The sequence below is a fragment of the Citrobacter sp. wls708 genome (assembly GCF_005281255.1).
GTDB classification, from domain to species: Bacteria; Pseudomonadota; Gammaproteobacteria; order Enterobacterales; family Enterobacteriaceae; genus Citrobacter; species Citrobacter werkmanii.
This window is the reverse complement of record NZ_SZXE01000015.1, coordinates 622,541-645,521: the sequence shown is the minus strand read 5'-3', so window position 1 is coordinate 645,521 and position 22,981 is coordinate 622,541. Positions and strand designations below refer to the sequence as shown.

23 protein-coding genes are annotated in these 22,981 nt (G+C 54.4%); 20 read left to right on the top strand and 3 right to left on the bottom strand.

Annotated elements, in window-relative coordinates; all coding sequences use genetic code 11:
* Window positions 1-155 precede the first annotated feature (155 nt).
* The gene (sixA, locus tag FDW97_RS08320; RefSeq protein WP_038642383.1) at window positions 156-641 is read left to right on the top strand and encodes a phosphohistidine phosphatase SixA; all 486 of its coding nucleotides are present in this window, start codon (window positions 156-158) and stop codon (window positions 639-641) included.
* A 74-nt stretch (window positions 642-715) separates the two neighbouring features.
* On the opposite strand, the gene smrB is transcribed toward sixA, so the two are convergent.
* Window positions 716-1,267, bottom strand: coding sequence for an endonuclease SmrB (gene smrB, locus FDW97_RS08315; protein WP_006683613.1), 552 nt, complete (start codon window positions 1,265-1,267; stop codon window positions 716-718).
* Window positions 1,268-1,433: 166 nt separating this feature from the next.
* On the opposite strand from smrB, the gene prmB reads away from it, so the two are divergent.
* Genes prmB through FDW97_RS08285 form a run of 6 tightly spaced genes read left to right on the top strand, consistent with a single transcriptional unit; the run spans window position 1,434 to window position 5,984 of the window.
* Window positions 1,434-2,366 (top strand): 50S ribosomal protein L3 N(5)-glutamine methyltransferase, encoded by a 933-nt coding sequence (gene prmB, locus FDW97_RS08310; protein WP_038642381.1) that lies wholly within the window; start codon window positions 1,434-1,436, stop codon window positions 2,364-2,366.
* A gap of 39 nt (window positions 2,367-2,405) precedes the next feature.
* Complete coding sequence (gene aroC, locus FDW97_RS08305; protein ID WP_038642369.1) at window positions 2,406-3,491, top strand: chorismate synthase; 1,086 nt, start codon at window positions 2,406-2,408, stop codon at window positions 3,489-3,491.
* Between the two features lie 3 nt (window positions 3,492-3,494).
* Entirely contained in the window at window positions 3,495-4,319 is an 825-nt protein-coding gene (mepA, locus tag FDW97_RS08300) for a penicillin-insensitive murein endopeptidase (RefSeq protein WP_038642368.1), read from the top strand.
* Complete coding sequence (locus FDW97_RS08295) at window positions 4,319-5,128, top strand: sulfite exporter TauE/SafE family protein (RefSeq protein ID WP_038642367.1); 810 nt, start codon at window positions 4,319-4,321, stop codon at window positions 5,126-5,128. Before mepA ends, FDW97_RS08295 begins: the two co-directional genes overlap by 1 nt.
* Window positions 5,128-5,676, top strand: a complete 549-nt coding sequence (locus FDW97_RS08290) for an elongation factor P hydroxylase (RefSeq protein WP_038642365.1) — start codon at window positions 5,128-5,130, stop codon at window positions 5,674-5,676. The genes FDW97_RS08295 and FDW97_RS08290 overlap by 1 nt, the downstream gene beginning before the upstream one ends.
* A 32-nt stretch (window positions 5,677-5,708) precedes the next feature.
* Window positions 5,709-5,984: a YfcL family protein gene (locus FDW97_RS08285; RefSeq protein WP_038642363.1), complete on the top strand. Its 276-nt coding sequence runs from the start codon at window positions 5,709-5,711 to the stop codon at window positions 5,982-5,984.
* Window positions 5,985-6,110: 126 nt separating this feature from the next.
* Here the strand turns inward: FDW97_RS08285 and mnmC are convergent, their stop codons facing one another.
* A complete protein-coding gene (gene mnmC / locus FDW97_RS08280; RefSeq protein ID WP_170973665.1) occupies window positions 6,111-8,111 on the bottom strand; it encodes a bifunctional tRNA (5-methylaminomethyl-2-thiouridine)(34)-methyltransferase MnmD/FAD-dependent 5-carboxymethylaminomethyl-2-thiouridine(34) oxidoreductase MnmC in 2,001 nt (666 codons plus the stop codon).
* A gap of 159 nt (window positions 8,112-8,270) precedes the next feature.
* Here mnmC and fabB point away from each other — a divergent pair, with 159 nt between their 5' ends.
* Together fabB and FDW97_RS08270 are read left to right on the top strand one after the other, a co-directional pair.
* Entirely contained in the window at window positions 8,271-9,485 is a 1,215-nt protein-coding gene (fabB, locus tag FDW97_RS08275) for a beta-ketoacyl-ACP synthase I (RefSeq protein ID WP_085047802.1), read from the top strand.
* A 235-nt stretch (window positions 9,486-9,720) separates the two neighbouring features.
* Window positions 9,721-10,899, top strand: a complete 1,179-nt coding sequence (locus FDW97_RS08270) for an MFS transporter (RefSeq protein WP_137350883.1) — start codon at window positions 9,721-9,723, stop codon at window positions 10,897-10,899.
* Here the strand turns inward: FDW97_RS08270 and flk are convergent.
* Complete coding sequence (gene flk, locus FDW97_RS08265) at window positions 10,896-11,903, bottom strand: flagella biosynthesis regulator Flk (RefSeq protein ID WP_069323375.1); 1,008 nt, start codon at window positions 11,901-11,903, stop codon at window positions 10,896-10,898. The two genes, FDW97_RS08270 and flk, sit on opposite strands and share 4 nt — an antisense overlap.
* 108 nt (window positions 11,904-12,011) lie before the next feature.
* Between flk and pdxB the strand changes: the two genes are divergently transcribed.
* The 11 genes from pdxB to argT all read left to right on the top strand — a co-directional run bounded on the left by pdxB (window position 12,012) and on the right by argT (window position 22,961).
* Window positions 12,012-13,148: a 4-phosphoerythronate dehydrogenase PdxB gene (pdxB, locus tag FDW97_RS08260; RefSeq protein WP_137350882.1), complete on the top strand. Its 1,137-nt coding sequence runs from the start codon at window positions 12,012-12,014 to the stop codon at window positions 13,146-13,148.
* A 67-nt stretch (window positions 13,149-13,215) separates the two neighbouring features.
* Window positions 13,216-14,229 (top strand): aspartate-semialdehyde dehydrogenase, encoded by a 1,014-nt coding sequence (locus FDW97_RS08255; RefSeq protein ID WP_087857354.1) that lies wholly within the window; start codon window positions 13,216-13,218, stop codon window positions 14,227-14,229.
* Window positions 14,229-15,041 (top strand): tRNA pseudouridine(38-40) synthase TruA, encoded by an 813-nt coding sequence (truA, locus tag FDW97_RS08250; RefSeq protein WP_137350881.1) that lies wholly within the window; start codon window positions 14,229-14,231, stop codon window positions 15,039-15,041. Before FDW97_RS08255 ends, truA begins: the two co-directional genes overlap by 1 nt.
* A gap of 24 nt (window positions 15,042-15,065) precedes the next feature.
* Window positions 15,066-15,725: a DedA family protein gene (locus FDW97_RS08245; protein WP_003028140.1), complete on the top strand. Its 660-nt coding sequence runs from the start codon at window positions 15,066-15,068 to the stop codon at window positions 15,723-15,725.
* 149 nt (window positions 15,726-15,874) lie between these two features.
* A complete protein-coding gene (gene accD / locus FDW97_RS08240; RefSeq protein WP_038642345.1) occupies window positions 15,875-16,789 on the top strand; it encodes an acetyl-CoA carboxylase, carboxyltransferase subunit beta in 915 nt (304 codons plus the stop codon).
* A gap of 268 nt (window positions 16,790-17,057) precedes the next feature.
* Window positions 17,058-18,326: a bifunctional tetrahydrofolate synthase/dihydrofolate synthase gene (gene folC, locus FDW97_RS08235; protein WP_087857356.1), complete on the top strand. Its 1,269-nt coding sequence runs from the start codon at window positions 17,058-17,060 to the stop codon at window positions 18,324-18,326.
* Window positions 18,316-18,984 carry a cell division protein DedD gene (gene dedD, locus FDW97_RS08230; protein WP_038642341.1) on the top strand — a complete coding sequence of 223 codons (669 nt, stop codon included), beginning with the start codon at window positions 18,316-18,318 and terminating at the stop codon, window positions 18,982-18,984. The genes folC and dedD overlap by 11 nt, the downstream gene beginning before the upstream one ends.
* Window positions 18,985-19,186: 202 nt before the next feature.
* Complete coding sequence (cvpA, locus tag FDW97_RS08225) at window positions 19,187-19,675, top strand: colicin V production protein (RefSeq protein WP_005129678.1); 489 nt, start codon at window positions 19,187-19,189, stop codon at window positions 19,673-19,675.
* A 33-nt stretch (window positions 19,676-19,708) separates the two neighbouring features.
* Window positions 19,709-21,226, top strand: a complete 1,518-nt coding sequence (gene purF / locus FDW97_RS08220) for an amidophosphoribosyltransferase (protein WP_005129677.1) — start codon at window positions 19,709-19,711, stop codon at window positions 21,224-21,226.
* Window positions 21,227-21,323: 97 nt separating this feature from the next.
* Window positions 21,324-21,893, top strand: coding sequence for a UbiX family flavin prenyltransferase (locus tag FDW97_RS08215; RefSeq protein ID WP_038642336.1), 570 nt, complete (start codon window positions 21,324-21,326; stop codon window positions 21,891-21,893).
* Between the two features lie 285 nt (window positions 21,894-22,178).
* On the top strand, window positions 22,179-22,961 hold the full coding sequence (gene argT / locus FDW97_RS08210) for a lysine/arginine/ornithine ABC transporter substrate-binding protein ArgT (protein ID WP_006683634.1): 783 nt from the start codon (window positions 22,179-22,181) through the stop codon (window positions 22,959-22,961).
* The last annotated feature ends 20 nt before the right edge of the window (window positions 22,962-22,981 follow it).

Here is a 22,981-nt window from a genome sequence, read left to right as displayed (position 1 = left end):
ACAGAGATTGACTATACTTACGCCGTTGAGGTAAAAAACAGCGTTTCATTCGGTGAATGGATAAGGCACAATGCCGGCCACCATATCGTTACCACGGTCAATAGGGGCCGTGATTAACTGGTGTTGGTGATTCTGGTTAACAAAAGCGGTGCAATATGCAAGTTTTTATCATGCGTCACGGCGACGCGGCCCTCGATGCCGCCAGTGATTCGGTTCGTCCTTTAACCTCTTGTGGTTGTGACGAATCTCGCCTGATGGCGAACTGGCTGAAAGGTCAAAAAGTGGATATCGAACGTGTTCTGGTGAGCCCGTTCCTGCGAGCCGAACAAACGCTGGATGTGGTGGGGGAATGCATGAACCTGCCAAGCGGCGTGGATGTTTTGCCGGAGCTGACTCCCTGCGGCGATGTTGGTCTGGTCAGCGCCTATTTACAGGCTCTGGCCAATGAAGGTATCACCACGGCGCTGGTGATTTCTCACTTACCTTTAGTGGGGTATCTGGTGTCTGAGCTTTGCCCAGGCGAAACTCCGCCGATGTTTACCACGTCAGCGATTGCCAGCGTTACGCTTGATGAAAGCGGAAAAGGGGTTTTCAACTGGCAGATGAGCCCGTGTAATCTCAAAATGGCGAAAGCGATATAAGTAGGCCGGATAAGGCACAACCGCCATCCGGAAAATAAAAGAGCCGCAAACGCGGCTCTTTCTGTTTTTCTGCATCAGGGAAGTTCTGGCGGCAGCCACTCTTCCACTTCAATCAGCACCAGCAGTGCGGCGTCGCCACCATACTCTTTTGGTGCCTGATGAAAGGCCATCACGTGCGGATGCTGTGCCAGCCAGAGAGGCGTTTGCTGTTTAAGAATATGCTTTCCGTGGCCATGCATAACGCAGGCGCAAAACACATGCTCACGACGACAGGCGGCGATCAGCGCGCCTAATTCCTGTTTGGCCTGTTGCTGGGTCAGTCCATGCAAATCAAGAAACAGCTCCGGGGAGTAGTCGCCACGGCGCATTTTCTTGAGTTCGAAATGGCTGACGTCGGCACGTAGATATCTTACCGGGCCGTCTGTATTCAGCAACGGCTGAAATTCGTCAGAAAAATAGTGGCTGGCATCAGCCTGTTCCTGCAACAGCCTTTTAACCGGGACCTCGGTGATTTTTTTACGTAGCGGTCGGTGAACAATAGTGTCTTGCTTAATTTTACGCGTGCCGGTCATCAGCTGGCGAAACAGCGTCTGATCCTCCTCGCTGAGCGATGTTTTCTTTTTCATTCGAGAGTCTCATCTTTTATTTTCCGTTAGTTTAACCCGACTCGATGGGCATCCGATCGCTTAAAACGCAATTTTCGCGTTCAGGCCCGGTGTGGATGCTGATTTATCGCCGTCTTCGTGGCAAACTAGCCGCCGAAATTAATACGAGCATGCCCTGGAGGAATACGTGGATAAAATTTTCGTCGATGAAGCAGTGAGTGAACTGCATACCATTCAGGACATGTTGCGTTGGGCGGTCAGCCGTTTTAGCGCGGCGAATATCTGGTATGGCCATGGCACGGATAACCCATGGGACGAGGCCGTACAACTGGTGCTGCCGTCGCTCTATTTGCCGCTGGATATACCTGAAGATATGCGCACCGCGCGTCTGACCTCCAGCGAGCGCCATCGTATTGTTGAACGCGTGATTCGCCGCGTCAACGAGCGTATCCCGGTTGCTTATCTGACCAATAAAGCCTGGTTCTGCGGGCATGAGTTTTATGTTGATGAACGCGTGCTGGTTCCACGCTCACCGATTGGCGAACTGATCAATAATCGTTTTGCGGGCCTCATCAATGAGCAGCCGCAGCATATCCTCGATATGTGTACCGGCAGCGGCTGCATCGCTATTGCCTGCGCGTATGCTTTCCCGGAAGCCGAAGTGGATGCGGTGGATATTTCCACTGACGCGCTGGCGGTGACTGAGCACAATATTGAAGAACATGGTCTGATCCATCACGTGACGCCGATCCGCTCCGATCTGTTCCGCGATCTGCTGAAAGTGCAGTATGACCTGATTGTGACCAACCCGCCGTATGTCGATGCGGAAGATATGTCCGATCTGCCAAACGAATATCGTCATGAACCTGAGCTGGGTCTGGCGTCCGGTAGCGATGGGCTGAAACTGACTCGCCGCATTCTGGGGAACGCTCCAGATTACCTGGCAGATAACGGTATTCTGATTTGTGAAGTCGGAAACAGCATGGTACATCTGATAGAGCAATACCCGGATGTACCGTTTACCTGGCTGGAGTTTGACAACGGCGGTGACGGTGTATTCATGCTGACCAAAGAACAGTTAGTTGCTGCTCGCGAGCACTTCAGCATTTATAAAGACTAAATACACGCGCACAAACACAACACTCATAACGGAGCCGTGATGGCAGGAAACACAATTGGGCAACTCTTTCGCGTAACCACATTCGGCGAATCACACGGGCTGGCGCTCGGTTGTATTGTCGATGGTGTTCCGCCGGGCATTTCTCTGACAGAAGCTGACCTGCAGCACGATCTCGACAGACGTCGCCCAGGTACGTCGCGTTACACTACGCAGCGCCGTGAACCGGATCAGGTGAAAATCCTATCTGGTGTGTTCGAAGGCGTGACCACCGGTACCAGCATTGGTCTGTTGATCGAAAATACCGATCAGCGTTCACAGGATTACAGCGCGATTAAGGATGTTTTTCGTCCTGGTCACGCCGACTATACCTATGAGCAAAAATACGGTCTGCGCGACTATCGTGGCGGTGGACGCTCATCCGCACGTGAAACAGCAATGCGCGTGGCGGCCGGGGCGATTGCCAAAAAATATCTGGCGGAAAAATTCGGCGTTGAAATTCGCGGCTGTCTGACGCAGATGGGCGATATCCCGCTGGAGATTAAAGACTGGTCTCAGGTAGAGCTTAACCCGTTCTTTTGCCCGGACCCGGATAAAATCGAGGCGCTCGATGAACTGATGCGCGGCCTGAAAAAAGAGGGCGACTCCATCGGAGCAAAGGTCAGCGTGGTGGCAAGCGGCGTACCTGCGGGTCTCGGTGAACCTGTATTTGACCGCCTGGATGCCGACATTGCCCATGCGCTGATGAGCATTAACGCCGTTAAGGGCGTAGAGATTGGCGACGGGTTTGACGTTGTCGCGCTGCGCGGCAGCCAAAACCGTGATGAAATCACCAAAGACGGTTTCCAGAGTAACCATGCGGGCGGCATTCTGGGCGGGATTAGCAGCGGGCAGCAAATTGTTGCACATATGGCGCTGAAACCGACGTCCAGTATTACCGTTCCTGGACGCACGATTAACCGCTTTGGCGAAGAAGTCGACATGATCACCAAAGGACGCCACGATCCGTGCGTTGGGATCCGCGCCGTGCCGATCGCAGAGGCTATGCTGGCGATCGTATTAATGGATCACCTGCTGCGTCAGCGGGCGCAAAACGCGGACGTGAAGACTGACATTCCACGCTGGTAAGACATGAAAAAAACGGCACTTGCGGCGCTGGCTCTTTTTGCCAGCACCGCCTGCCTGGCGGCGACGCCCTGGCAGAAAATTACCCATCCGGTGGCGGGCAGCCCGCAGTCTATCGGCGCATTCGCCAATGGCTGTATTGTTGGCGCCGAGACGCTGCCTGTACAGTCTGAACACTATCAGGTGATGCGCACCGATCAGCGACGTTATTTTGGTCATCCGGATCTGGTGATGTTTATCCAGCGTCTGAGTAATCAGGCGAATAATCTGGGGCTGGGCACGGTGTTAATCGGCGATATGGGTATGCCGGCCGGTGGGCGGTTCAATGGCGGTCACGCCAGCCACCAGACGGGACTGGATGTCGATATTTTCCTGCAGTTGCCGAAAACGCGCTGGACCCAGTCACAACTGCTGCGTCCTCAAGCGTTAGATCTGGTCTCACGGGATGGCAAACATGTCGTGCCGTCGCTGTGGAAGCCGGAGATTTTCAGCCTGATTAGGCTGGCGGCAAAAGATAATGAAGTCACGCGCATTTTTGTGAATCCGGCGATTAAGCAGCAGCTGTGTCTGGATGCAGGGACTGACAGGGACTGGTTGCGTAAAGTGCGACCGTGGTTCCAGCATCGTGCGCATATGCACGTACGATTACGTTGTCCTGCTGACAGCCTTGAGTGCGAAGATCAACCGTTGCCTCCTCCAGGCGATGGCTGTGGCGCGGAGCTGCAAAGCTGGTTCGAACCTCCTAAACCTGGAACCACCAAGCCTGAGAAGAAGACACCGCCGCCGTTGCCGCCTTCCTGCCAGGCGCTACTGGATGAGCATGTACTCTAATGGATCATTTTGTCTCTCTGTTTATGGTGTCGCCACTGCTGTTAGGTGTGCTTTTTTTTGTGGCAATGCTGGCAGGTTTTATTGACTCTCTGGCCGGAGGCGGCGGTTTACTCACCATCCCGGCATTAATGGCGGCCGGAATGCCGCCCGCGCAAGCGTTGGCCACCAATAAGCTACAGGCCTGCGGGGGATCCATCTCTTCCTCGATCTATTTTATTCGCCGGGGCGTGGTGAATCTGGCGGATCAGAAGCTCAACATCTTCATGACTTTTGTCGGTTCCATGAGCGGCGCGTTGTTGGTCCAGCATGTGCAGTCCGACATATTACGCCAGATCCTGCCGGTGCTGGTTATCTGTATTGGCCTCTACTTTCTGTTGATGCCCAGAGTGGGCGAAGAAGACCGGCAGCGTCGGCTGCACGGTTTGCCTTTCGCGCTGGTGGCCGGGGGCTGCGTTGGGTTTTACGATGGCTTTTTTGGCCCGGCGGCGGGATCGTTCTACGCGCTGGCTTTTGTCATGCTGTGCGGCTATAACCTGGCAAAATCGACGGCCCACGCCAAAGTATTAAATGCCACCTCGAATATCGGTGGACTGTTGCTGTTTGCCCTCGGCGGCAAAGTGATTTGGGCGACCGGGTTTGTGATGCTCATTGGCCAGTTCATTGGCGCACGGATGGGATCGCGACTGGTGCTCAGCAAAGGACAAAAACTCATTCGGCCAATGATCGTCATTGTCTCCGCCGTGATGAGCGCCAAGCTACTTTACGATAATCATGGACAGGAGATTCTCCACTGGCTGGGGATGAACTAATGAATAACACCCATCACTACGAACAGTTAATTGAGATTTTTAACGGCTGCTTTGCCGATGAATTTAATACCCGTCTGATTAAAGGCGATGACGAACCGATCTATCTTCCTGCTGATGCGGAAGTACCGTATCACCGTATCGTTTTTGCGCATGGTTATTACGCCAGCGCGTTACATGAAATTTCGCACTGGTGTATTGCGGGTAAAGCGCGTCGTGAACTGGTTGACTTTGGTTACTGGTACTGCCCGGACGGACGCGACGCGAACACGCAATGCCAGTTTGAAGATGTGGAAGTGAAGCCGCAGGCGTTTGACTGGCTGTTCTGCATGGCGGCGGGCTATCCGTTTAACGTCAGTTGCGACAATCTGAACGGCGACTTTGAACCGGATCGCGTGGTATTCCAGCGTCGTGTTCATGCCCAGGTGATGGAATATCTGGAAAAGGGGATCCCGGAGCGGCCAGCGCGCTTTATTAACGCGTTACAGAATTATTATCACACGCCTGAACTTAAGGCGGAACAATTCCCGTGGCCCGAAGCGCTCAACTGAAGCCGCCGCCACGTTTACAATGAGGAAAGAAGATGATCGCGGAGTTTGAATCACGCATTCTGGCATTAATCGACGATATGGTAGAGCACGCCAGCGATGATGAGTTGTTTGCCAGTGGCTATTTGCGTGGGCACCTGACGCTGGCCGTAGCAGAGCTGGACGCTGGCGAGGACCATTCCGCTGAGGCATTGTACACCAATGTGACCAGCAGCCTGGAAAAAGCGATTAGCGCAGGCGAACTTTCGCCGCGTGACCAGGCGTTAGTGAAAGAGATGTGGGACGCTTTATTTCAAAAGGCAACGCAATAATAATTGCAGTGGATTGTGCCGGATGGCGACGCTAAGGCGTCTTATCCGGCCTACATGGACTGACGATTCGGGTTCAGTTTGTAGGCCTGATAAGCGCAGCGCATCAGGCAATGATGAGAGAGTATTTTATTTCACCGCTTTACCCTTCAATAACTTCCTGACCCACAACCGATTCGGGTTCAGTGCCGCCAGCGTACTGGCATCCATAGGAATGGGTTCATCGCTCATTTGCGCTGCCAGAATTTCTGCACACAGCGGGGCTGAGCACAACCCGCGTGACCCCAGCGCGCCCAGCATAAATAGATCGGCATACACCGGGGCGCTTACCGCGTGCGCTTTGTCTTCGGCAAGCGTGGCGTACTGGCTGAGCGTGGCGTCAAAATCCGCGACATTGCCTACCATCGGGATGTGATCGCGCGTAGCGCAGCGGACCCCGCAGCGGGCGGCATGCGCACTGACGTCCACCTCTTTTGCCCATGCGGCGTGCGGGAAGCAGTCGATTAAACGCTGACGATTTTGCTGCTGGTCGTCCTCGCGATACTCAGTCTCCTCACACCCGCGATGATAGCTGGCGCCAATGCAGTGTTGCTGGTTTTGCGGGTCATGCGGCGTGAGGTAACCGTCGTAGCACAACACCTGGCGCAGCGCTGACAGCGTAGGCGTGGTGGGGATATGACTCACCTGACCGCCAACGGAATAGACCGGTAACGACTGCGTCTGCTCAAAGCGGTTAATGCGATGGCCGTTAGCCAGAACCACCGCTTCGTGAGTGGCGGTTTCTCCACAGGCAAACTGCAATTGCCAGCTTGCTGTCTGGCGCGTCAGTGAGACCAACGTGTGTTGGTAGCGGGTACGTAATCCCAGCGTTGTGGCATAGTCCAGTACGGCGGCGGTTAACTGCGCCGGGCACAACCATCCACCTGCCGGATACTGAATCCCGCCGCATCCGGTTTCCACGCCTGTCGTTTGCAACACCTGCTGTGCGTCTACGCCGACGGCGAGTGCATCGGGCAGTTCAAGAGACAGCATTTGAGTGATTTTCTGCTGGCTTTTTTCATCCCAGGCGAGCTGCGTCACGCCGCACCAGTCATGTGCGAACTCAACCGGAAGGGCGTCATACAGTTGGCGGGCGAAGGTAAACGCGGTGGGGAAAAAGAGATTAATGGCCGCATCATGCTTGCTGAGTAACGGATAGAGCGCGCCCTGACGATTACCTGATGCGCCTGCGGCAGGTTTTGCGTCCGCGCAATAGAGCGTGACCTGCCAGCCGCGGCGCAGTAGCGCCAGCGACAGCAATGCGCTGGCGATGCCACCGCCAATGATAGCGGCTTCGCGCTTATCTGTGCCCGTGCGCGTGAACCACGGAGCCGATGAAGGGAGTGCCAGAGTCTGTTCCATGACGCCACAAAGCATTTCGCGTTTGCGACCAAAGCCTTTGCATTTTTGCATTGTAAATCCGGCTTCCTGCAACCCCCGTCGTACAAAGCCTGCCGATGTGAAGGTGGCCAGCGTGCCGCCGGGGCGAGCCAGTCGGGCCATCGCGTTAAACAGCGTTGGCGTCCACATGTCCGGATTTTTCGCCGGTGCGAAACCGTCCAGGAACCAGGCGTCCACTTTTTGATTCAAAGAGTCATCCAGTTTACTGGTCAGTTCATTAATATCGCCAAACCACAGATCCAGCGTGACGCGCCCATTATCAAGAAGCAGACGATGGCATCCCGCCAGCGGCAGCGGCCACTGCTCTTGCAGTGCCGTGGCCCACGGAGCAAGCTCAGGCCAGTGCTGATGGGCCAGGGTCAGATCTTCACGCGTCAGCGGATATTTTTCGAAACTGATGAAATGTAATCTTTCCAGGGTAGCGTCAGGGTGGGTATCGCGAAAATCGGCAAATGCCTGCCAGAGCGTCAGGAAGTTAAGCCCGGTGCCAAACCCGCTTTCAGCCACCACGAAAAGGGGACGTGAATGCGCAGGAAATCGCTGTGCGAGATGATTCCCGCCGAGGAAGACGTAACGTGTCTCTTCCAGCCCGTTATCATTGGAAAAATAGACATCATCAAAATCTCGGGAAACAGGTGTACCCTCAGCGTTGAATTCAAGGTTGGCAGGTTGTATAGCGTATTGTTTCACGTAAGTTACTCGTCTGGCAGGCTGTGCCCCGATCTTAGCGATGAGTGCCTGGCTGCGCAAATTTCCACATTAAATGGCTGATCGGACTTGTTCGGCGTACAAGTGTACGCTATTGTGCCACTCGAAACTTTAAAATAGTGCGACTTACAGAGGTATTGAATGAAACGTGCAGTGATTACTGGCTTGGGCATCGTTTCCAGCATCGGTAATAACCAGCAGGAAGTCCTGGCATCTCTGCGTGAAGGACGTTCAGGGATCACTTTCTCTCAGGAGCTGAAGGACTCCGGCATGCGTAGCCACGTATGGGGCAACGTAAAACTGGATACCACTGGCCTCATTGACCGCAAAGTAGTGCGCTTCATGAGCGACGCATCCATCTATGCATTCCTTTCCATGGAGCAGGCTGTGGCGGATGCCGGTCTTGCTGCAGAAGATTACCAGAATAACCCGCGCGTTGGCCTGATTGCAGGTTCCGGCGGCGGCTCCCCGCGTTTTCAGGTGTTCGGCGCTGACGCAATGCGTAGCCCGCGTGGTCTGAAAGCGGTTGGCCCGTATGTGGTCACCAAAGCGATGGCGTCCGGCGTTTCTGCCTGCCTCGCAACGCCGTTTAAAATTCACGGCGTAAACTACTCCATCAGCTCTGCCTGTGCGACTTCTGCGCACTGTATCGGCAACGCAGTGGAACAAATTCAACTGGGCAAACAAGACATCGTGTTTGCTGGCGGCGGCGAAGAACTGTGCTGGGAAATGGCGTGTGAATTCGACGCCATGGGCGCGCTGTCTACCAAATATAACGATGACCCGTCGAAAGCTTCCCGTACCTATGACGCAAACCGTGACGGTTTTGTTATCGCGGGCGGCGGCGGTATGGTTGTGGTCGAAGAGCTGGAACACGCTCTGGCCCGTGGCGCGCACATCTACGCGGAAATCGTCGGTTACGGCGCAACCTCTGATGGCGCAGACATGGTTGCACCGTCAGGTGAAGGCGCAGTACGTTGCATGCAGATGGCGATGCACGGCGTAGACACGCCTATCGACTACCTGAACTCCCACGGTACTTCTACTCCGGTAGGCGACGTGAAAGAGCTGGGCGCAATCCGTGAAGTGTTTGGCGATAAGAGCCCGGCAATCTCGGCAACCAAAGCCATGACCGGTCACTCTCTGGGCGCGGCTGGCGTACAGGAAGCTATCTACTCTCTGCTGATGCTGGAACACGGCTTTATCGCGCCGAGCATCAACATTGAAGAGCTGGACGAGCAGGCGGAAGGTCTGAACATCGTGACCAAACCGACCGAGCAGGCGCTGACCACCGTGATGTCCAACAGCTTCGGCTTTGGCGGCACTAACGCGACGCTGGTCATGCGTAAGCTGTAAGCATCAATATTGCGCCGGATCCGTTATCCGGCTCATGCTGCACAGTAAAGGGAGTCGCCAGGCTCCCTTTTTTATATCGTTGACAATCTATCTGGTTTACAGGCAGACTCCAGCTTCAACATTATCCTCTTGATAATGCGTAAGCGTTTAACGTTATCCAACGCACCTTAATCCTGAAAGTCAGGTAGAGGGGGCGTGGGCATTCCTCGCCTTACTCTGCATTTTGGAGTAACGCATGACAGCAGTAACCCAACAAAAAAAAACACCGTCGGCGAACTTTTCGCTGTTTCGTATCGCTTTTGCGGTTTTCCTGACCTACATGACGGTCGGTCTGCCTTTACCCGTCATTCCTCTGTTTGTGCACCACGAGCTGGGCTATGGCAATACCATGGTCGGTATCGCCGTAGGCGTACAGTTTCTGGCAACGGTCTTAACGCGAGGTTATGCCGGACGCTTAGCCGATCAATATGGCGCTAAACGTTCGGCGCTACAGGGGATGTTTGCCTGTGCGCTGGCGGGCGCGGCGTGGCTTTTAGCCGCGCTATTACCTGTCTCTGTCCCGGTGAAATTTGCGTTGTTGATTGTCGGACGTCTGATCCTCGGCTTTGGCGAAAGCCAACTGCTCACCGGAACGCTGACCTGGGGGCTGGGGCTGGTTGGCCCAACGCGTTCCGGTAAGGTGATGTCGTGGAACGGGATGGCGATTTACGGTGCGCTGGCTGCCGGTGCGCCGTTGGGCTTGCTGATCCATAGCCACTTCGGCTTCGCGGCGCTGGCGGGAACCACGATGGTATTACCGCTGCTGGCCTGGGCATTCAACGGCACCGTTCGTAAAGTGCCTGCGCATGCCGGGGAGCGACCTTCACTGTGGAGCGTGGTCGGGCTTATCTGGAAACCGGGCCTGGGTCTGGCATTGCAGGGCGTGGGTTTTGCCGTCATCGGTACGTTTATTTCGCTTTATTTTGTCAGCAATGGCTGGACGATGGCGGGATTCACCCTGACCGCGTTTGGCGGGGCATTTGTGCTGATGCGCATTCTGTTTGGCTGGATGCCGGACCGGTTCGGCGGCGTGCAGGTCGCCGTTGTTTCATTGCTGGTTGAAACTGCGGGTCTGATCCTGCTGTGGAAGGCTCCCTCTGCCTGGGTTGCTCTGCTCGGGGCGGCATTAACCGGGGCCGGATGTTCGCTTATCTTCCCGGCATTGGGCGTTGAGGTTGTGAAGCGAGTGCCCGCGCAGGTTCGCGGTACGGCGCTGGGCGGTTACGCCGCATTTCAGGATATCTCCTACGGCGTAAGCGGCCCTGTCGCCGGTGTTCTGGCCACCGCGTACGGCTATCCCTCGGTATTCCTTGCCGGGGCGATATCCGCCGTGGTGGGAATTGTTGTGACGTTGCTGACTCTGCGAAAAGGCTAAGCGACCAGCCAGAAAATGGCTAACGCAATCATCAAGGCAATAAATATCAGTCCCGGTCGTGTCGACAATGATTTAACCGTTTCAATCATCGGCGCGAATGGGCTGTAAATGGGCTGAGGATGGCGCGGATCGTTTAATTCCTGCTCCCGGTCACGTTCCACGCGGCGCAGGAAGATTTGATTCAGCAAGTCCAGCACCTGAACCGTGGTCAGAATCGATTGTGGCTGGATCTGATACGTCTGCTGCGCGTACTCTTTGATTGCCGTCAGCTCATTCGGCTCTAACGGCAGCTTCAGCGCCGCCTGCAGTGTTTGTAAGGTCGGGGCAGTTTGCAGACTGAGCGTCTGGCGCGCCTGCAGCCAGGTGACCAGATGCGAAAATTGTTTGGCGGGGATTAACTCTCCGCTTTTTACCCCAGACAGCTCCAGCATAGACTGCCAGATCATCTTACCGGATTCGCCCGTGGCCGCCGCCAGTTTGGTCACCAACTGGTTCAGCGTATTGTGCTCTGCGGGGAGTAACGGACGATCGGTAGCCGGACGCTGCTGTGGCTGCGGTATCGAAAGCTGACCCTGTTGCAACAGGGTCAGCACGTTCTTCAATTGCTCAGGCGTGAGTTGGCTAAGCGCCGTCTGCCCGTACTGCTGGCGGATAAAATCACTCACCGCCTGACGGTTATTTCCCTGACTCAATAGCTCCGTGAGCTGCGACAGCACCTGACGATTAGCATGGTTCTGTTGTGCGACTTCCAGCCGCTGGTTCAAATTTTGTTCGGCGGCGGGAAAGTGACGTGACTGCAACGGTGTATCACTTTTGACGCCCAGATCGTGTTTCATTCCGGCCCACACCTCAGCGCTTTGCTGCTGAGTGAGCGAAATCAAACGGGTAATCAGTCGTTCCAGCACGGTACGTTGTATCGTGGATAACGGTTGCTCACCTGCAACGGAGGGGGCATTTTGGCCTTCGCCGGGAGGGCGAGCGGGCGTACCTGAAATGGGCTGCATCGTCTCTGTTCCTTAAATCTGTGCTGACCAGGTCTCGCAGTATGCCTGGCGGCGAGATTATGGCACACTTGCCCGGTTAACTCTCGTTCTCAAACAGGTGCGAAAGACGTGAAAATCCTCGTTGATGAAAATATGCCCTATGCCCGCGAACTGTTCAGTCGTTTGGGGGAGGTCAAAGCGGTTCCTGGTCGTCCGATTCCCGTTGCCGAACTGGATGATGCGGATGCCTTAATGGTGCGCTCGGTGACGAAAGTCAATGAATCACTGCTCAGCGGAAAACCGGTTAAATTTGTCGGTACGGCAACCGCAGGCACGGACCATGTGGATGAAGCCTGGCTTGCGCAGTCGGGAATCGGTTTTTCCGCAGCGCCCGGATGTAATGCGATTGCGGTCGTAGAATATGTTTTTTCAGCGTTGCTGATGCTGGCGGAGCGCGACGGTTTTGCGTTACGCGATCGTACCGTGGGCATCGTCGGTGTTGGTAACGTGGGCGGACGTTTGCAGGCGCGACTGGAAGCGCTGGGGATCCGTACCTTGCTGTGCGATCCGCCGCGGGCCGATCGCGGTGACGAGGGCGATTTCCGCTCGCTGGACGAACTGGTACAGCAGGCCGATGTGCTGACTTTCCATACGCCGTTATTTAAAGACGGTCCGTACAAAACGCTGCACCTTGCGGATGACGCGCTGATGAGTCGGCTGAAGCCGGGCACCATTCTGATCAACGCCTGCCGGGGGCCGGTTATCGACAATACGGCATTACTGAATCGGCTTAACGCCGGGCAGGCGCTGAGCGTGGTGTTGGATGTCTGGGAAGGCGAGCCGGATCTCAATGTGGCGTTGCTGGAGAAAGCCGATATCGGCACGGCGCACATTGCCGGGTATACCCTGGAAGGAAAAGCGCGTGGGACCACGCAGGTCTTTGAGGCCTATAGTAAGTTTATTGGTCGCGAACAGCACGTTGCGCTGAACACCCTGTTACCTGCGCCGGAATTTGGGCGTATCACGTTGCATGGCCCGTTAGATCAGCCAACGCTGAAAAGGCTGGCGCATTTAGTGTATGATGTGCGCCGCGATGATGCGCCGCTGCGTAAAGTCGCTGGAATTCCGGGTGAGTTTGATAAACTGCGTAAAAATTATCTTGAGCGCCGTGAATGGTCGTCTTTATACGTGATGTGTGACGACGCAACGGCTGCCGCCTTGCTGAGTAAGCTGGGTTTTAACGCGGTTCATCACCCGGCACATTAATGTCTTCTTAATGCTCCCTGTCGAATAATGCGACAGGGACGCTTATGTATTTCTGGAGTAAATCACCATGTCTGAAGGCTGGAACATTGCCATTCTGGGCGCAACGGGCGCCGTAGGCGAAGCCCTGCTCGATACGCTGGCTGAACGCCAGTTCCCGGTCGGTGAAATTTATGCGCTGGCGCGTAACGAAAGCGCTGGTGAGCACCTGCGTTTTAACGGTAAATCGGTCATTGTTCAGGATGTTGCAGACTTTGACTGGACGCAGGCACAACTGGCATTTTTTGTCGCTGGCGCTGAGGCCACCGCTGCATGGGTGGAAGAAGCAACCAATGCCGGTTGCCTGGTTATCGACAGCAGTGGTCTGTTCGCACTTGAGCCTGACGTTCCGCTGGTGGTTCCGGACGTTAACCCGTTCGTGCTGGCAGATTACCGCAACCGCAATGTGATTGCAGTCCCTAATAGCCTGACCAGTCAACTGCTGTCTGCGTTGAAACCGCTGATTGATGACGGTGGTCTTTCACGTATTACGGTGACCAATATTCTGTCGGCCTCCGCGCACGGTAAAAAAGCGGTGGATGCGTTGGCAGGGCAAAGTGCGAAACTGCTTAATGGTATCCCGATTGACGAAGACGATTTCTTTGGTCGCCAGTTGGCATTCAATATGCTGCCGCTGCTGCCAGATCGCGAAGGTAGCGTGCGCGAAGAGCGTCGTATCGTCGATGAAGTGCGCAAAATTATGCAGGATGACGGTCTGCTTATCTCCGCTAGCATCGTACAGTCACCGGTATTCTACGGTCACGCGCAGATGGTGAATTTTGAAGCCCTGCGTCCGTTGGCGGCGGAAGAAGCGCGCGATGCGTTTTCTCGCGCTGAAGACGTGGTGTTGTCGGAAGAGACCGATTTCCCGACTCAGGTTGGCGATGCGTCTGGTACCCCACATCTTTCCATCGGCTGTGTACATAACGATTACGGTATGCCGGAGCAGGTTCAGTTCTGGTCCGTGGCAGACAACGTACGCTTTGGCGGCGCGTTGATGGCGGTGAAAATTGCGGAAAAACTGGTGCAGGAGTATCTGTACTAATGTCGGACCTGCAACAGCCGCTATCCCATAAAATTGCGCTGGGCATTGAGTATGACGGCAGCAAATATTATGGCTGGCAGCGCCAGAACGAAGTGCGTAGCGTTCAGGAAAAGCTGGAAAAAGCGCTTTCTCAGGTCGCGAATGAGCGTATCAATGTCTTTTGTGCGGGGCGCACGGATGCGGGCGTTCATGGCACAGGCCAGGTCGTACATTTTGAAACGCACGCTGTGCGTAAAGATGCCGCCTGGACGTTGGGCGTAAATGCGAATTTACCTGGTGACATCGCCGTGCGCTGGGTGAAAGCTGTACCTGATGATTTTCATGCCCGATTCAGCGCCACGGCTCGCCGTTATCGCTACATCATCTACAATCATCGGTTGCGCCCTGCGGTTTTGGGCAAAGGGGTAACCCATTACTATGAGCCGCTGGATGCTGAGCGTATGCATCGTGCGGCCCAGTGTCTGATTGGCGAAAATGATTTTACCTCGTTTCGTGCGGTGCAATGCCAGTCGCGCACGCCGTGGCGTAACGTGATGCACATAAACGTTGAACGTTTTGGCGCATATGTGGTGGTGGATATTAAAGCGAATGCCTTTGTACATCATATGGTCAGGAATATTGTCGGTAGCCTGATGGAAGTAGGCGCCAACAACCAGCCGGAGAGCTGGATAGCAGAACTGTTAGCGGCGAAGGACAGAACGCTGGCAGCGGCAACGGCGAAAGCGGAAGGACTGTATTTGGTCGCGGTAGATTACCCTGACCGGTTCGACCTGCCAAAACCGCCAATGGGCCCGCTATTTCTGGCGGACTAATTTGAGTCGTATAAAGGCAAAACTATGGATCTGATTTACTTTCTTATCGATTTTATTCTGCACATTGATGTGCACCTGGCGGAGCTGGTCGCGGAATACGGTATCTGGGTATACGCGATTCTGTTTCTGATCCTGTTCTGTGAAACCGGGCTGGTAGTGACGCCGTTCCTGCCGGGGGACTCGTTGCTGTTTGTTGCCGGCGCGCTTTCTGCGCTGCCAACTAACGATCTCAATGTTCATCTGATGGTGGCGTTGATGATTGTGGCTGCGATTGTCGGCGATGCGGTGAACTACACGATTGGCCGGTTGTTCGGTGAGAAACTCTTTAGTAACCCGAACTCCAAAATTTTTCGTCGCAGCTACCTGGATAAAACACATGCGTTCTACGAGCGTCATGGCGGGAAAACGATTATCCTGGCGCGTTTCGTGCCTATCGTGCGTACATTTGCGCCATTTGTTGCCGGTATGGGACACATGTCCTACCGCCACTTTGCGATGTATAACGTTGTAGGCGCGCTGCTGTGGGTATTGCTGTTCACCTATGCAGGCTATCTGTTTGGCGATCTGCCAATAGTTCAGGAAAACCTGAAATTATTGATTGTGGCGATTATCGTCCTTTCCGTATTGCCGGGCGTGATAGAAGTGATTCGTCATAAACGGGCTGCGTCACGGGCTGCAAAATAGAAAGTAACTCAGCGGTTCGACCACTTTTTTATCCAAAGTTTCGGGCTGTTATGTTTTAATGTGCAACATTCATGGTCTGTTAGGGGCAAAAATGGCATTATGCGCCCCTTATAACAAAGCTGACTAGGGTTCAGGCAGAAAGGTCACCAATGAGCTGGATTGAACGAATTAAAAGCAACATTACTCCCACCCGCAAGGCAAGCATTCCTGAAGGGGTGTGGACCAAGTGTGATAGCTGCGGTCAGGTTTTATACCGTGCTGAGCTGGAACGTAATCTTGAGGTCTGTCCGAAGTGTGACCATCATATGCGCATGTCGGCGCGCAATCGCCTGCATAGCCTGTTAGATGAAGGTACTCTTGTGGAACTGGGTAGCGAACTTGAGCCGAAAGACGTGCTGAAGTTTCGTGACTCCAAAAAGTACAAAGACAGACTGGCCTCAGCACAGAAAGAAACCGGCGAGAAAGATGCGCTGGTGGTGATGAAAGGCACCCTTCACGGCATGCCGGTCGTTGCGGCTGCATTCGAGTTCGCGTTTATGGGCGGCTCCATGGGGTCTGTCGTTGGCGCGCGTTTTGTCCGTGCCGTTGAGCAGGCGCTGGAAGACAACTGCCCGCTGATCTGCTTCTCCGCTTCTGGCGGGGCGCGTATGCAGGAAGCGCTGATGTCTCTGATGCAGATGGCAAAAACGTCTGCTGCGCTGGCGAAAATGCAGGAACGCGGTTTACCGTACATTTCTGTACTGACCGACCCAACGATGGGCGGTGTTTCCGCAAGCTTCGCGATGCTGGGCGATCTCAACATTGCCGAACCGAAAGCGCTGATTGGCTTTGCGGGTCCGCGTGTTATTGAGCAAACCGTACGTGAGAAACTGCCGCCGGGATTCCAGCGCAGCGAGTTCCTGATTGAAAAAGGCGCTATCGATATGATCGTCCGCCGTCCGGAAATGCGCCTGAAACTGGCAAGCATTCTGGCGAAGCTGATGAATCTTCCGGCGCCGAATCCGGATGAGCCTCGTGAAGGCGAAGTGGTACCTCCGGTACCCGATCAGGAATCAGAGTCCTGATAATATACTCTATGGATTTCGAGTTGCAGGTAGGCGGCAAGAGAGTTCATCCCGATGAGCTTGCACAGGCAAGTGATTCGGGTGAACGACAAATCTGCCGGGAGCAGATTTGAACGCCGCATGCGGCGGCCCCGAAGGGGGAGGCCCAGGGATGGGCCGAGTAATCCGCAGCCAACAAGCCTGCAGCTTGAAAGACGAGGAGTACAAAAGGGCAGGGCCAGTTGGCGCTGCCTTTTGCTTTTCTCAACGTAAAGAATCTACAGGCATCATGGACAATAAACGTATTCCTCAAGCCGCGTCGCCTCTGGCGTCGTGGCTTTCTTATCTGGAAAACCTGCACAGTAAAACCATCGATCTGGGCCTTGAGCGCGTCAGTCAGGTGGCGCGTAAATTGGGCGTGTTGAAACCCGCGCCATTTGTCTTTACGGTGGCGGGCACCAACGGAAAAGGCACGACCTGCCGTACGCTGGAATCGGTGCTGACCGCAGCAGGTTATAAAGTCGGAGTATACAGTTCGCCGCATCTGGTGCGTTACACGGAACGCGTGCGCGTGCAGGGGGGGGAACTGCCGGAATCCGCGCATACTGCCTCGTTTGCTGAGATTGAAGAAGCACGTGGCGATATTTCATTGACCTATTTTGAATACGGTACGCTATCGGCGCTCTGGTTGTTTAAACAGGCTCAGTTGGACGTAGTCATTCTGGAAGTGGGGTTAGGCGGTCGCCTTGACGCGACGAATATCGTCGATGCCGATGTTGCGGTCGTCACCAGTATTGCGCTTGATCATACCGACTGGCTGGGCCCGGATCGCGAGAGCATTGGTCGTGAGAAAGCGGGGATTTTCCGCGCAGAGAAACCGGCCATCGTTGGTGAACCTGAAATGCCATACACTATTGCGGATGTGGCGCAGGAGTGCGGGGCGATTTTGCAACGCTGTGGTGTGGACTGGCGCTATACGGTAACGGATAACGACTGGTCCTTTACGGACACTCACGGCACGTTGGCGCATCTGCCATTGCCACAGGTTCCACAACCGAACGCCGCGACCGCACTGGCTGCGCTGCGTGCCAGTGGTCTTGACGTCAGCGAGCAGGCAATTCGTGACGGAATCAAACAGGCGATTTTACCGGGGCGCTTCCAGATTGTGAGCGAGTCGCCGCGGGTGATTTTTGATGTTGCCCATAACCCGCACGCGGCGGAATATCTGACCGGACGTCTGAAAAAGTTAGTGAAAAGCGGGCGTGTACTTGCAGTTATCGGTATGCTACATGATAAAGATATTGCCGGTACGTTGGCCTGGTTAAAAAGCGTGGTCGATGCCTGGTACTGCGCGCCACTGGAAGGGCCGCGTGGCGCAACGGCAGAACAGCTGTTAGAACATCTGGGCAAAGGTGAAGCCTATGACAGCGTGGCGCAGGCATGGTCTGCGGCACTGGCCGAGGCGAAGCCAGAAGATACCGTGTTGGTGTGTGGATCGTTTCACACTGTCGCACATGTCATGGAAGTGATAGACGTGGGGAGAAGCGGTGGCGAGTAAGTTTCAGAATCGATTAGTTGGCACAATTGTGCTGGTCGCGCTTGGGGTGATTGTGCTCCCCGGGCTGCTCGACGGGCAAAAAAAACATTATCAGGATGAGTTTGCTGCGATCCCTCTGGTGCCCAAACCGGGCGATCGCGACGAGCCGGACATGATGCCTGCGGCAACGCAGGCGCTGCCAACGCAACCGCCTGAAGGGGCGGCAGAAGAGGTGCGCGCGGGTGATGCCGCCGCGCCATCGTTGGATCCGTCGCGTATGACAACGGCAAGTAGCGCGGAGTTAGATCCTGTCCCCGTACCTGTTGAACCGCCGAAACCTAAACCGAAGCCGCAACCCGTTGTCGCCACACCGGCGCCAACGCCTGCGCCAGCTCCAGCGCCGAAACCGGTTGCTGAAGAAGCGCCAGCCCCGACCGGCAAAGCGTATGTTGTGCAGCTCGGCGCGCTGAAAAATGCGGATAAGGTCAATGAGATCGTGGGTAAACTTCGTGGCGCGGGCTTCCGGGTATATACTTCCCCGTCAACGCCGGTACAGGGTAAAATAACCCGCATTCTCGTCGGCCCTGACGCCTCCAGAGATAAGCTGAAGAATTCGCTGGGCGAGCTACAGAAGATCTCCGGTCTGAGTGGGGTTGTGATGGGATATACCCCTAATTAAGGGGCTGTTTCATGCAGGCCGGATACGGTGTTTTCACCGTCTCCGGCCAGTGCCCGAAGAGGCATAAAACCGTATGGCGTTGAAGATTTTTTCAGCGCCATTTTTATTTACGCGTGGAAAGGAAATCCCTACGCAAACGTTTTCTTTTTCTGTTAGAATGCGCCCCGAACAGGACGACAGGGCGTAAAATCGTGGGACACTTATGGTCTGGATTGATTACGCCATTATCGCGGTGATTGGTTTTTCCTGTCTGGTTAGCCTGATCCGTGGCTTTGTTCGTGAAGCATTATCGTTGGTGACTTGGGGTTGTGCTTTCTTTGTCGCCAGCCATTACTACACTTACCTGTCTGTCTGGTTTACGGGCTTTGAAGACGAACTGGTTCGAAATGGGATTGCTATCGCGATACTGTTTATCGCGACACTTATCGTCGGCGCTATCGTTAACTTTGTGATAGGCCAACTGGTAGAGAAAACAGGTCTGTCGGGTACCGACAGGGTGTTGGGGATTTGCTTCGGTGCTCTGCGAGGAGCGCTGATCGTCGCCGCCATACTGTTCTTTCTCGATACGTTTACCGGTCTGTCGAAAAGTGAAGACTGGAGTAAGTCGCAACTGATCCCGCAGTTCAGTTTCATCATCAGATGGTTCTTTGACTATCTGCAAAGCTCGTCAAGTTTCTTGCCCAAAGTATAAACTTTGGGTCGTTGCTGAACGAGGAAAAGACGTATGTGCGGTATTGTCGGTATCGCCGGTGTTATGCCGGTAAACCAGTCGATTTATGACGCGTTAACGGTGCTCCAGCATCGTGGTCAGGATGCTGCGGGCATCATCACTATTGATGCCAACAACTGCTTCCGCTTGCGTAAAGCAAACGGAATGGTGAGCGATATTTTTGAAGCGCGCCATATGCAGCGTTTGCAGGGCAATATGGGCATCGGTCATGTGCGTTACCCAACGGCTGGCAGCTCCAGCGCCTCCGAAGCTCAACCTTTTTACGTCAACTCACCGTATGGCATCACGCTTGCCCACAATGGCAATCTGACTAACGCGCATGAGCTGCGGAAAAAGCTGTTTGAAGAAAAGCGCCGTCACATCAACACCACTTCCGATTCTGAAATCCTGCTGAATATTTTCGCCAGCGAGCTGGATAACTTCCGCCATTACCCGCTGGAGGCAGACAATATTTTTGCTGCTATTGCGGCAACTAACCGCCAGATCCGCGGGGCCTATGCCTGCGTGGCGATGATTATCGGTCACGGCATGGTCGCCTTCCGCGATCCTAACGGCATTCGTCCGCTGGTGCTGGGGAAACGTGATATCGGTGATGGTCGCACCGAGTATATGGTCGCCTCCGAGAGCGTGGCGCTGGATACGCTGGGCTTTGAATTCCTGCGCGACGTTGCGCCTGGCGAAGCGGTATACATCACCGAAAAAGGCCAGCTGTTTACCCGCCAGTGCGCCGATAACCCGGTCAGCAATCCGTGCCTGTTCGAATACGTTTACTTTGCGCGTCCTGACTCCTTTATCGACAAGATTTCCGTCTACAGCGCGCGTGTGAATATGGGAACTAAGCTCGGCGAAAAAATTGCCCGCGAGTGGGAAGATCTGGACATCGACGTGGTGATCCCGATTCCGGAAACCTCATGCGATATCGCGCTGGAAATCGCCCGTATTCTCGGCAAGCCGTATCGTCAGGGGTTTGTGAAAAACCGCTACGTAGGGCGTACCTTTATCATGCCGGGCCAGCAGCTGCGTCGTAAATCCGTGCGCCGTAAACTGAACGCCAACCGTGCGGAGTTCCGTGATAAGAACGTGCTACTGGTGGATGACTCTATTGTACGTGGCACCACTTCAGAACAGATTATCGAGATGGCGCGTGAAGCCGGAGCGAAGAAAGTGTATCTGGCCTCTGCCGCACCGGAAATCCGCTTCCCGAACGTTTATGGCATCGATATGCCTACCGCGACGGAGCTGATTGCCCACGGTCGCGAAGTGGACGAGATCCGCCAGATAATCGGCGCAGACGGGCTTATCTTCCAGGATCTCAACGATCTGATTGAAGCCGTTCGCGCTGAGAACCCGGATATTCAGCAGTTTGAATGTTCAGTGTTTAACGGCGTCTATGTCACCAAAGACGTTGACCAGCAGTATCTCGATTTCCTTGACTCCCTGCGTAATGACGATGCCAAAGCGATATTGCGTCAGAATGAAGCGGAAAACCTTGAGATGCACAACGAAGGTTAATGTTTGCTCGCAAGCAAGGGAGCAACCCGCACCCTTGCTTGCAACTCCCCGTAAATTCCTGCAAAGTCGGCCCTGAAGCAAGCAAGGGCGATTAAACATGAAACGACTCATCATTGGTATTTCTGGCGCAAGTGGAGCGATTTACGGCGTGCGCCTGCTGCAGGTTTTGCGTGACGTTACTGATGTGGAAACCCATCTGGTGATGAGCGCCGCTGCCCGGCAGACGCTGGCGCTGGAAACGGATCTCTCTGTGCGCGACGTGCAGGCTCTGGCGAATGTGACTCACGATACGCGCGATATCGCCGCCAGCATTTCGTCTGGCTCTTTTCAGACCGCCGGGATGGTTATCCTGCCCTGTTCAATTAAAACCCTTTCTGGCATCGTGCATAGCTATACCGATGGGCTGCTCACCCGTGCGGCTGACGTGGTATTGAAAGAACGTCGCCCGCTGGTGCTGTGCGTGCGCGAAACGCCATTGCATCTGGGGCATTTGCGGCTGATGACGCAGGCGGCAGAAATTGGAGCGGTGATTATGCCGCCTGTCCCGGCGTTTTATCATCGCCCGCAAACGTTAGATGATGTGATTAATCAAACGGTTAATCGTGTCCTTGACCAGTTTGATATTTCCCTTCCTCAGGACCTCTTCACCCGCTGGCAAGGGGCGTAAGCCGTTCCATTAGCGTGCAAAGAAACATCCGTTGCCCTGTTTCAGGGCAATTTTGTAACCGCGATCATATCCTCAACATTTAATTCGTCAAAACTCAACGAAACGCTGCGTTTCAACCGTCAGACCTGCTATCTTCAAAATCAGGACAATATTGCAACGTTTTATTAACATATTTAACGTCGAATATCCTCAACGACGCGAAAATGGCATAAGACCTGCATGAAAAAGTCTGCAAACACAACACAACGTAAAACATAATAAAATTACGCCACTTGAGGGTTATGTATGAAGAAGACGGTTCTTGCTTTGTCTTTGCTGGTAGGACTTTCCGCAACCGCGGCCAGTTACGCAGCACTTCCGCAGACAGTTCGTATTGGTACAGATACCACCTACGCGCCTTTTTCCTCTAAAGATGCCAAGGGCGACTTTGTCGGCTTTGATATCGATTTAGGAAATGAGATGTGTAAACGCATGCAGATCAAATGCACCTGGGTTGCCAGCGATTTTGATGCGCTGATCCCGTCGCTGAAAGCGAAAAAAATTGATGCCATCATCTCCTCGCTTTCTATCACCGAGAAGCGTCAGCAAGAGATTGCCTTCTCAGACAAACTTTACGCCGCAGATTCTCGTTTGATCGCTGCGAAAGGTTCTCCGATTCAACCGACTCTGGACTCCCTCAAAGGTAAACATGTAGGCGTACTACAAGGCTCAACTCAGGAAGCCTATGCCAATGATAACTGGCGCAGCAAAGGCGTGGATGTGGTGGCCTATGCGAACCAGGACCTGATCTATTCTGACCTGACGGCGGGCCGTCTGGATGCGGCATTGCAGGATGAAGTCGCGGCCAGTGAAGGTTTCCTTAAACAGCCGGCAGGCAAAGACTACGCTTTTGCCGGCCCTTCAGTTAAAGATAAAAAATACTTTGGCGACGGAACCGGGATTGGTTTGCGCAAAGATGATGCGGAGCTGAAAGCGGCTTTCGATAAAGCGCTGGGCGAACTGCGCAAAGACGGCACCTACGACAAGATGGCGAGTAAGTATTTTAACTTTAATGTCTACGGCGATTAATTCATCGACGTGGGGAGTTG

What these genes read in the sequence shown, in the direction of transcription:
- FDW97_RS08290 (WP_038642365.1), top strand. Translation starts at nt 5,128, where the DNA reads ATGAATAACACCCATCACTACGAACAGTTAATTGAGATTTTTAACGGC.
- fabB (WP_085047802.1), top strand. Translation starts at nt 8,271, where the DNA reads ATGAAACGTGCAGTGATTACTGGCTTGGGCATCGTTTCCAGCATCGGT.
- argT (WP_006683634.1), top strand. Translation starts at nt 22,179, where the DNA reads ATGAAGAAGACGGTTCTTGCTTTGTCTTTGCTGGTAGGACTTTCCGCA.
- FDW97_RS08215 (WP_038642336.1), top strand. Translation starts at nt 21,324, where the DNA reads ATGAAACGACTCATCATTGGTATTTCTGGCGCAAGTGGAGCGATTTAC.
- FDW97_RS08285 (WP_038642363.1), top strand. Translation starts at nt 5,709, where the DNA reads ATGATCGCGGAGTTTGAATCACGCATTCTGGCATTAATCGACGATATG.
- aroC (WP_038642369.1), top strand. Translation starts at nt 2,406, where the DNA reads ATGGCAGGAAACACAATTGGGCAACTCTTTCGCGTAACCACATTCGGC.
- flk (WP_069323375.1), bottom strand. Translation starts at nt 11,903, where the DNA reads ATGCAGCCCATTTCAGGTACGCCCGCTCGCCCTCCCGGCGAAGGCCAA.
- FDW97_RS08295 (WP_038642367.1), top strand. Translation starts at nt 4,319, where the DNA reads ATGGATCATTTTGTCTCTCTGTTTATGGTGTCGCCACTGCTGTTAGGT.
- cvpA (WP_005129678.1), top strand. Translation starts at nt 19,187, where the DNA reads ATGGTCTGGATTGATTACGCCATTATCGCGGTGATTGGTTTTTCCTGT.
- mepA (WP_038642368.1), top strand. Translation starts at nt 3,495, where the DNA reads ATGAAAAAAACGGCACTTGCGGCGCTGGCTCTTTTTGCCAGCACCGCC.
- smrB (WP_006683613.1), bottom strand. Translation starts at nt 1,267, where the DNA reads ATGAAAAAGAAAACATCGCTCAGCGAGGAGGATCAGACGCTGTTTCGC.
- accD (WP_038642345.1), top strand. Translation starts at nt 15,875, where the DNA reads ATGAGCTGGATTGAACGAATTAAAAGCAACATTACTCCCACCCGCAAG.
- truA (WP_137350881.1), top strand. Translation starts at nt 14,229, where the DNA reads ATGTCGGACCTGCAACAGCCGCTATCCCATAAAATTGCGCTGGGCATT.
- folC (WP_087857356.1), top strand. Translation starts at nt 17,058, where the DNA reads ATGGACAATAAACGTATTCCTCAAGCCGCGTCGCCTCTGGCGTCGTGG.
- purF (WP_005129677.1), top strand. Translation starts at nt 19,709, where the DNA reads ATGTGCGGTATTGTCGGTATCGCCGGTGTTATGCCGGTAAACCAGTCG.
- FDW97_RS08270 (WP_137350883.1), top strand. Translation starts at nt 9,721, where the DNA reads ATGACAGCAGTAACCCAACAAAAAAAAACACCGTCGGCGAACTTTTCG.
- FDW97_RS08245 (WP_003028140.1), top strand. Translation starts at nt 15,066, where the DNA reads ATGGATCTGATTTACTTTCTTATCGATTTTATTCTGCACATTGATGTG.
- FDW97_RS08255 (WP_087857354.1), top strand. Translation starts at nt 13,216, where the DNA reads ATGTCTGAAGGCTGGAACATTGCCATTCTGGGCGCAACGGGCGCCGTA.
- sixA (WP_038642383.1), top strand. Translation starts at nt 156, where the DNA reads ATGCAAGTTTTTATCATGCGTCACGGCGACGCGGCCCTCGATGCCGCC.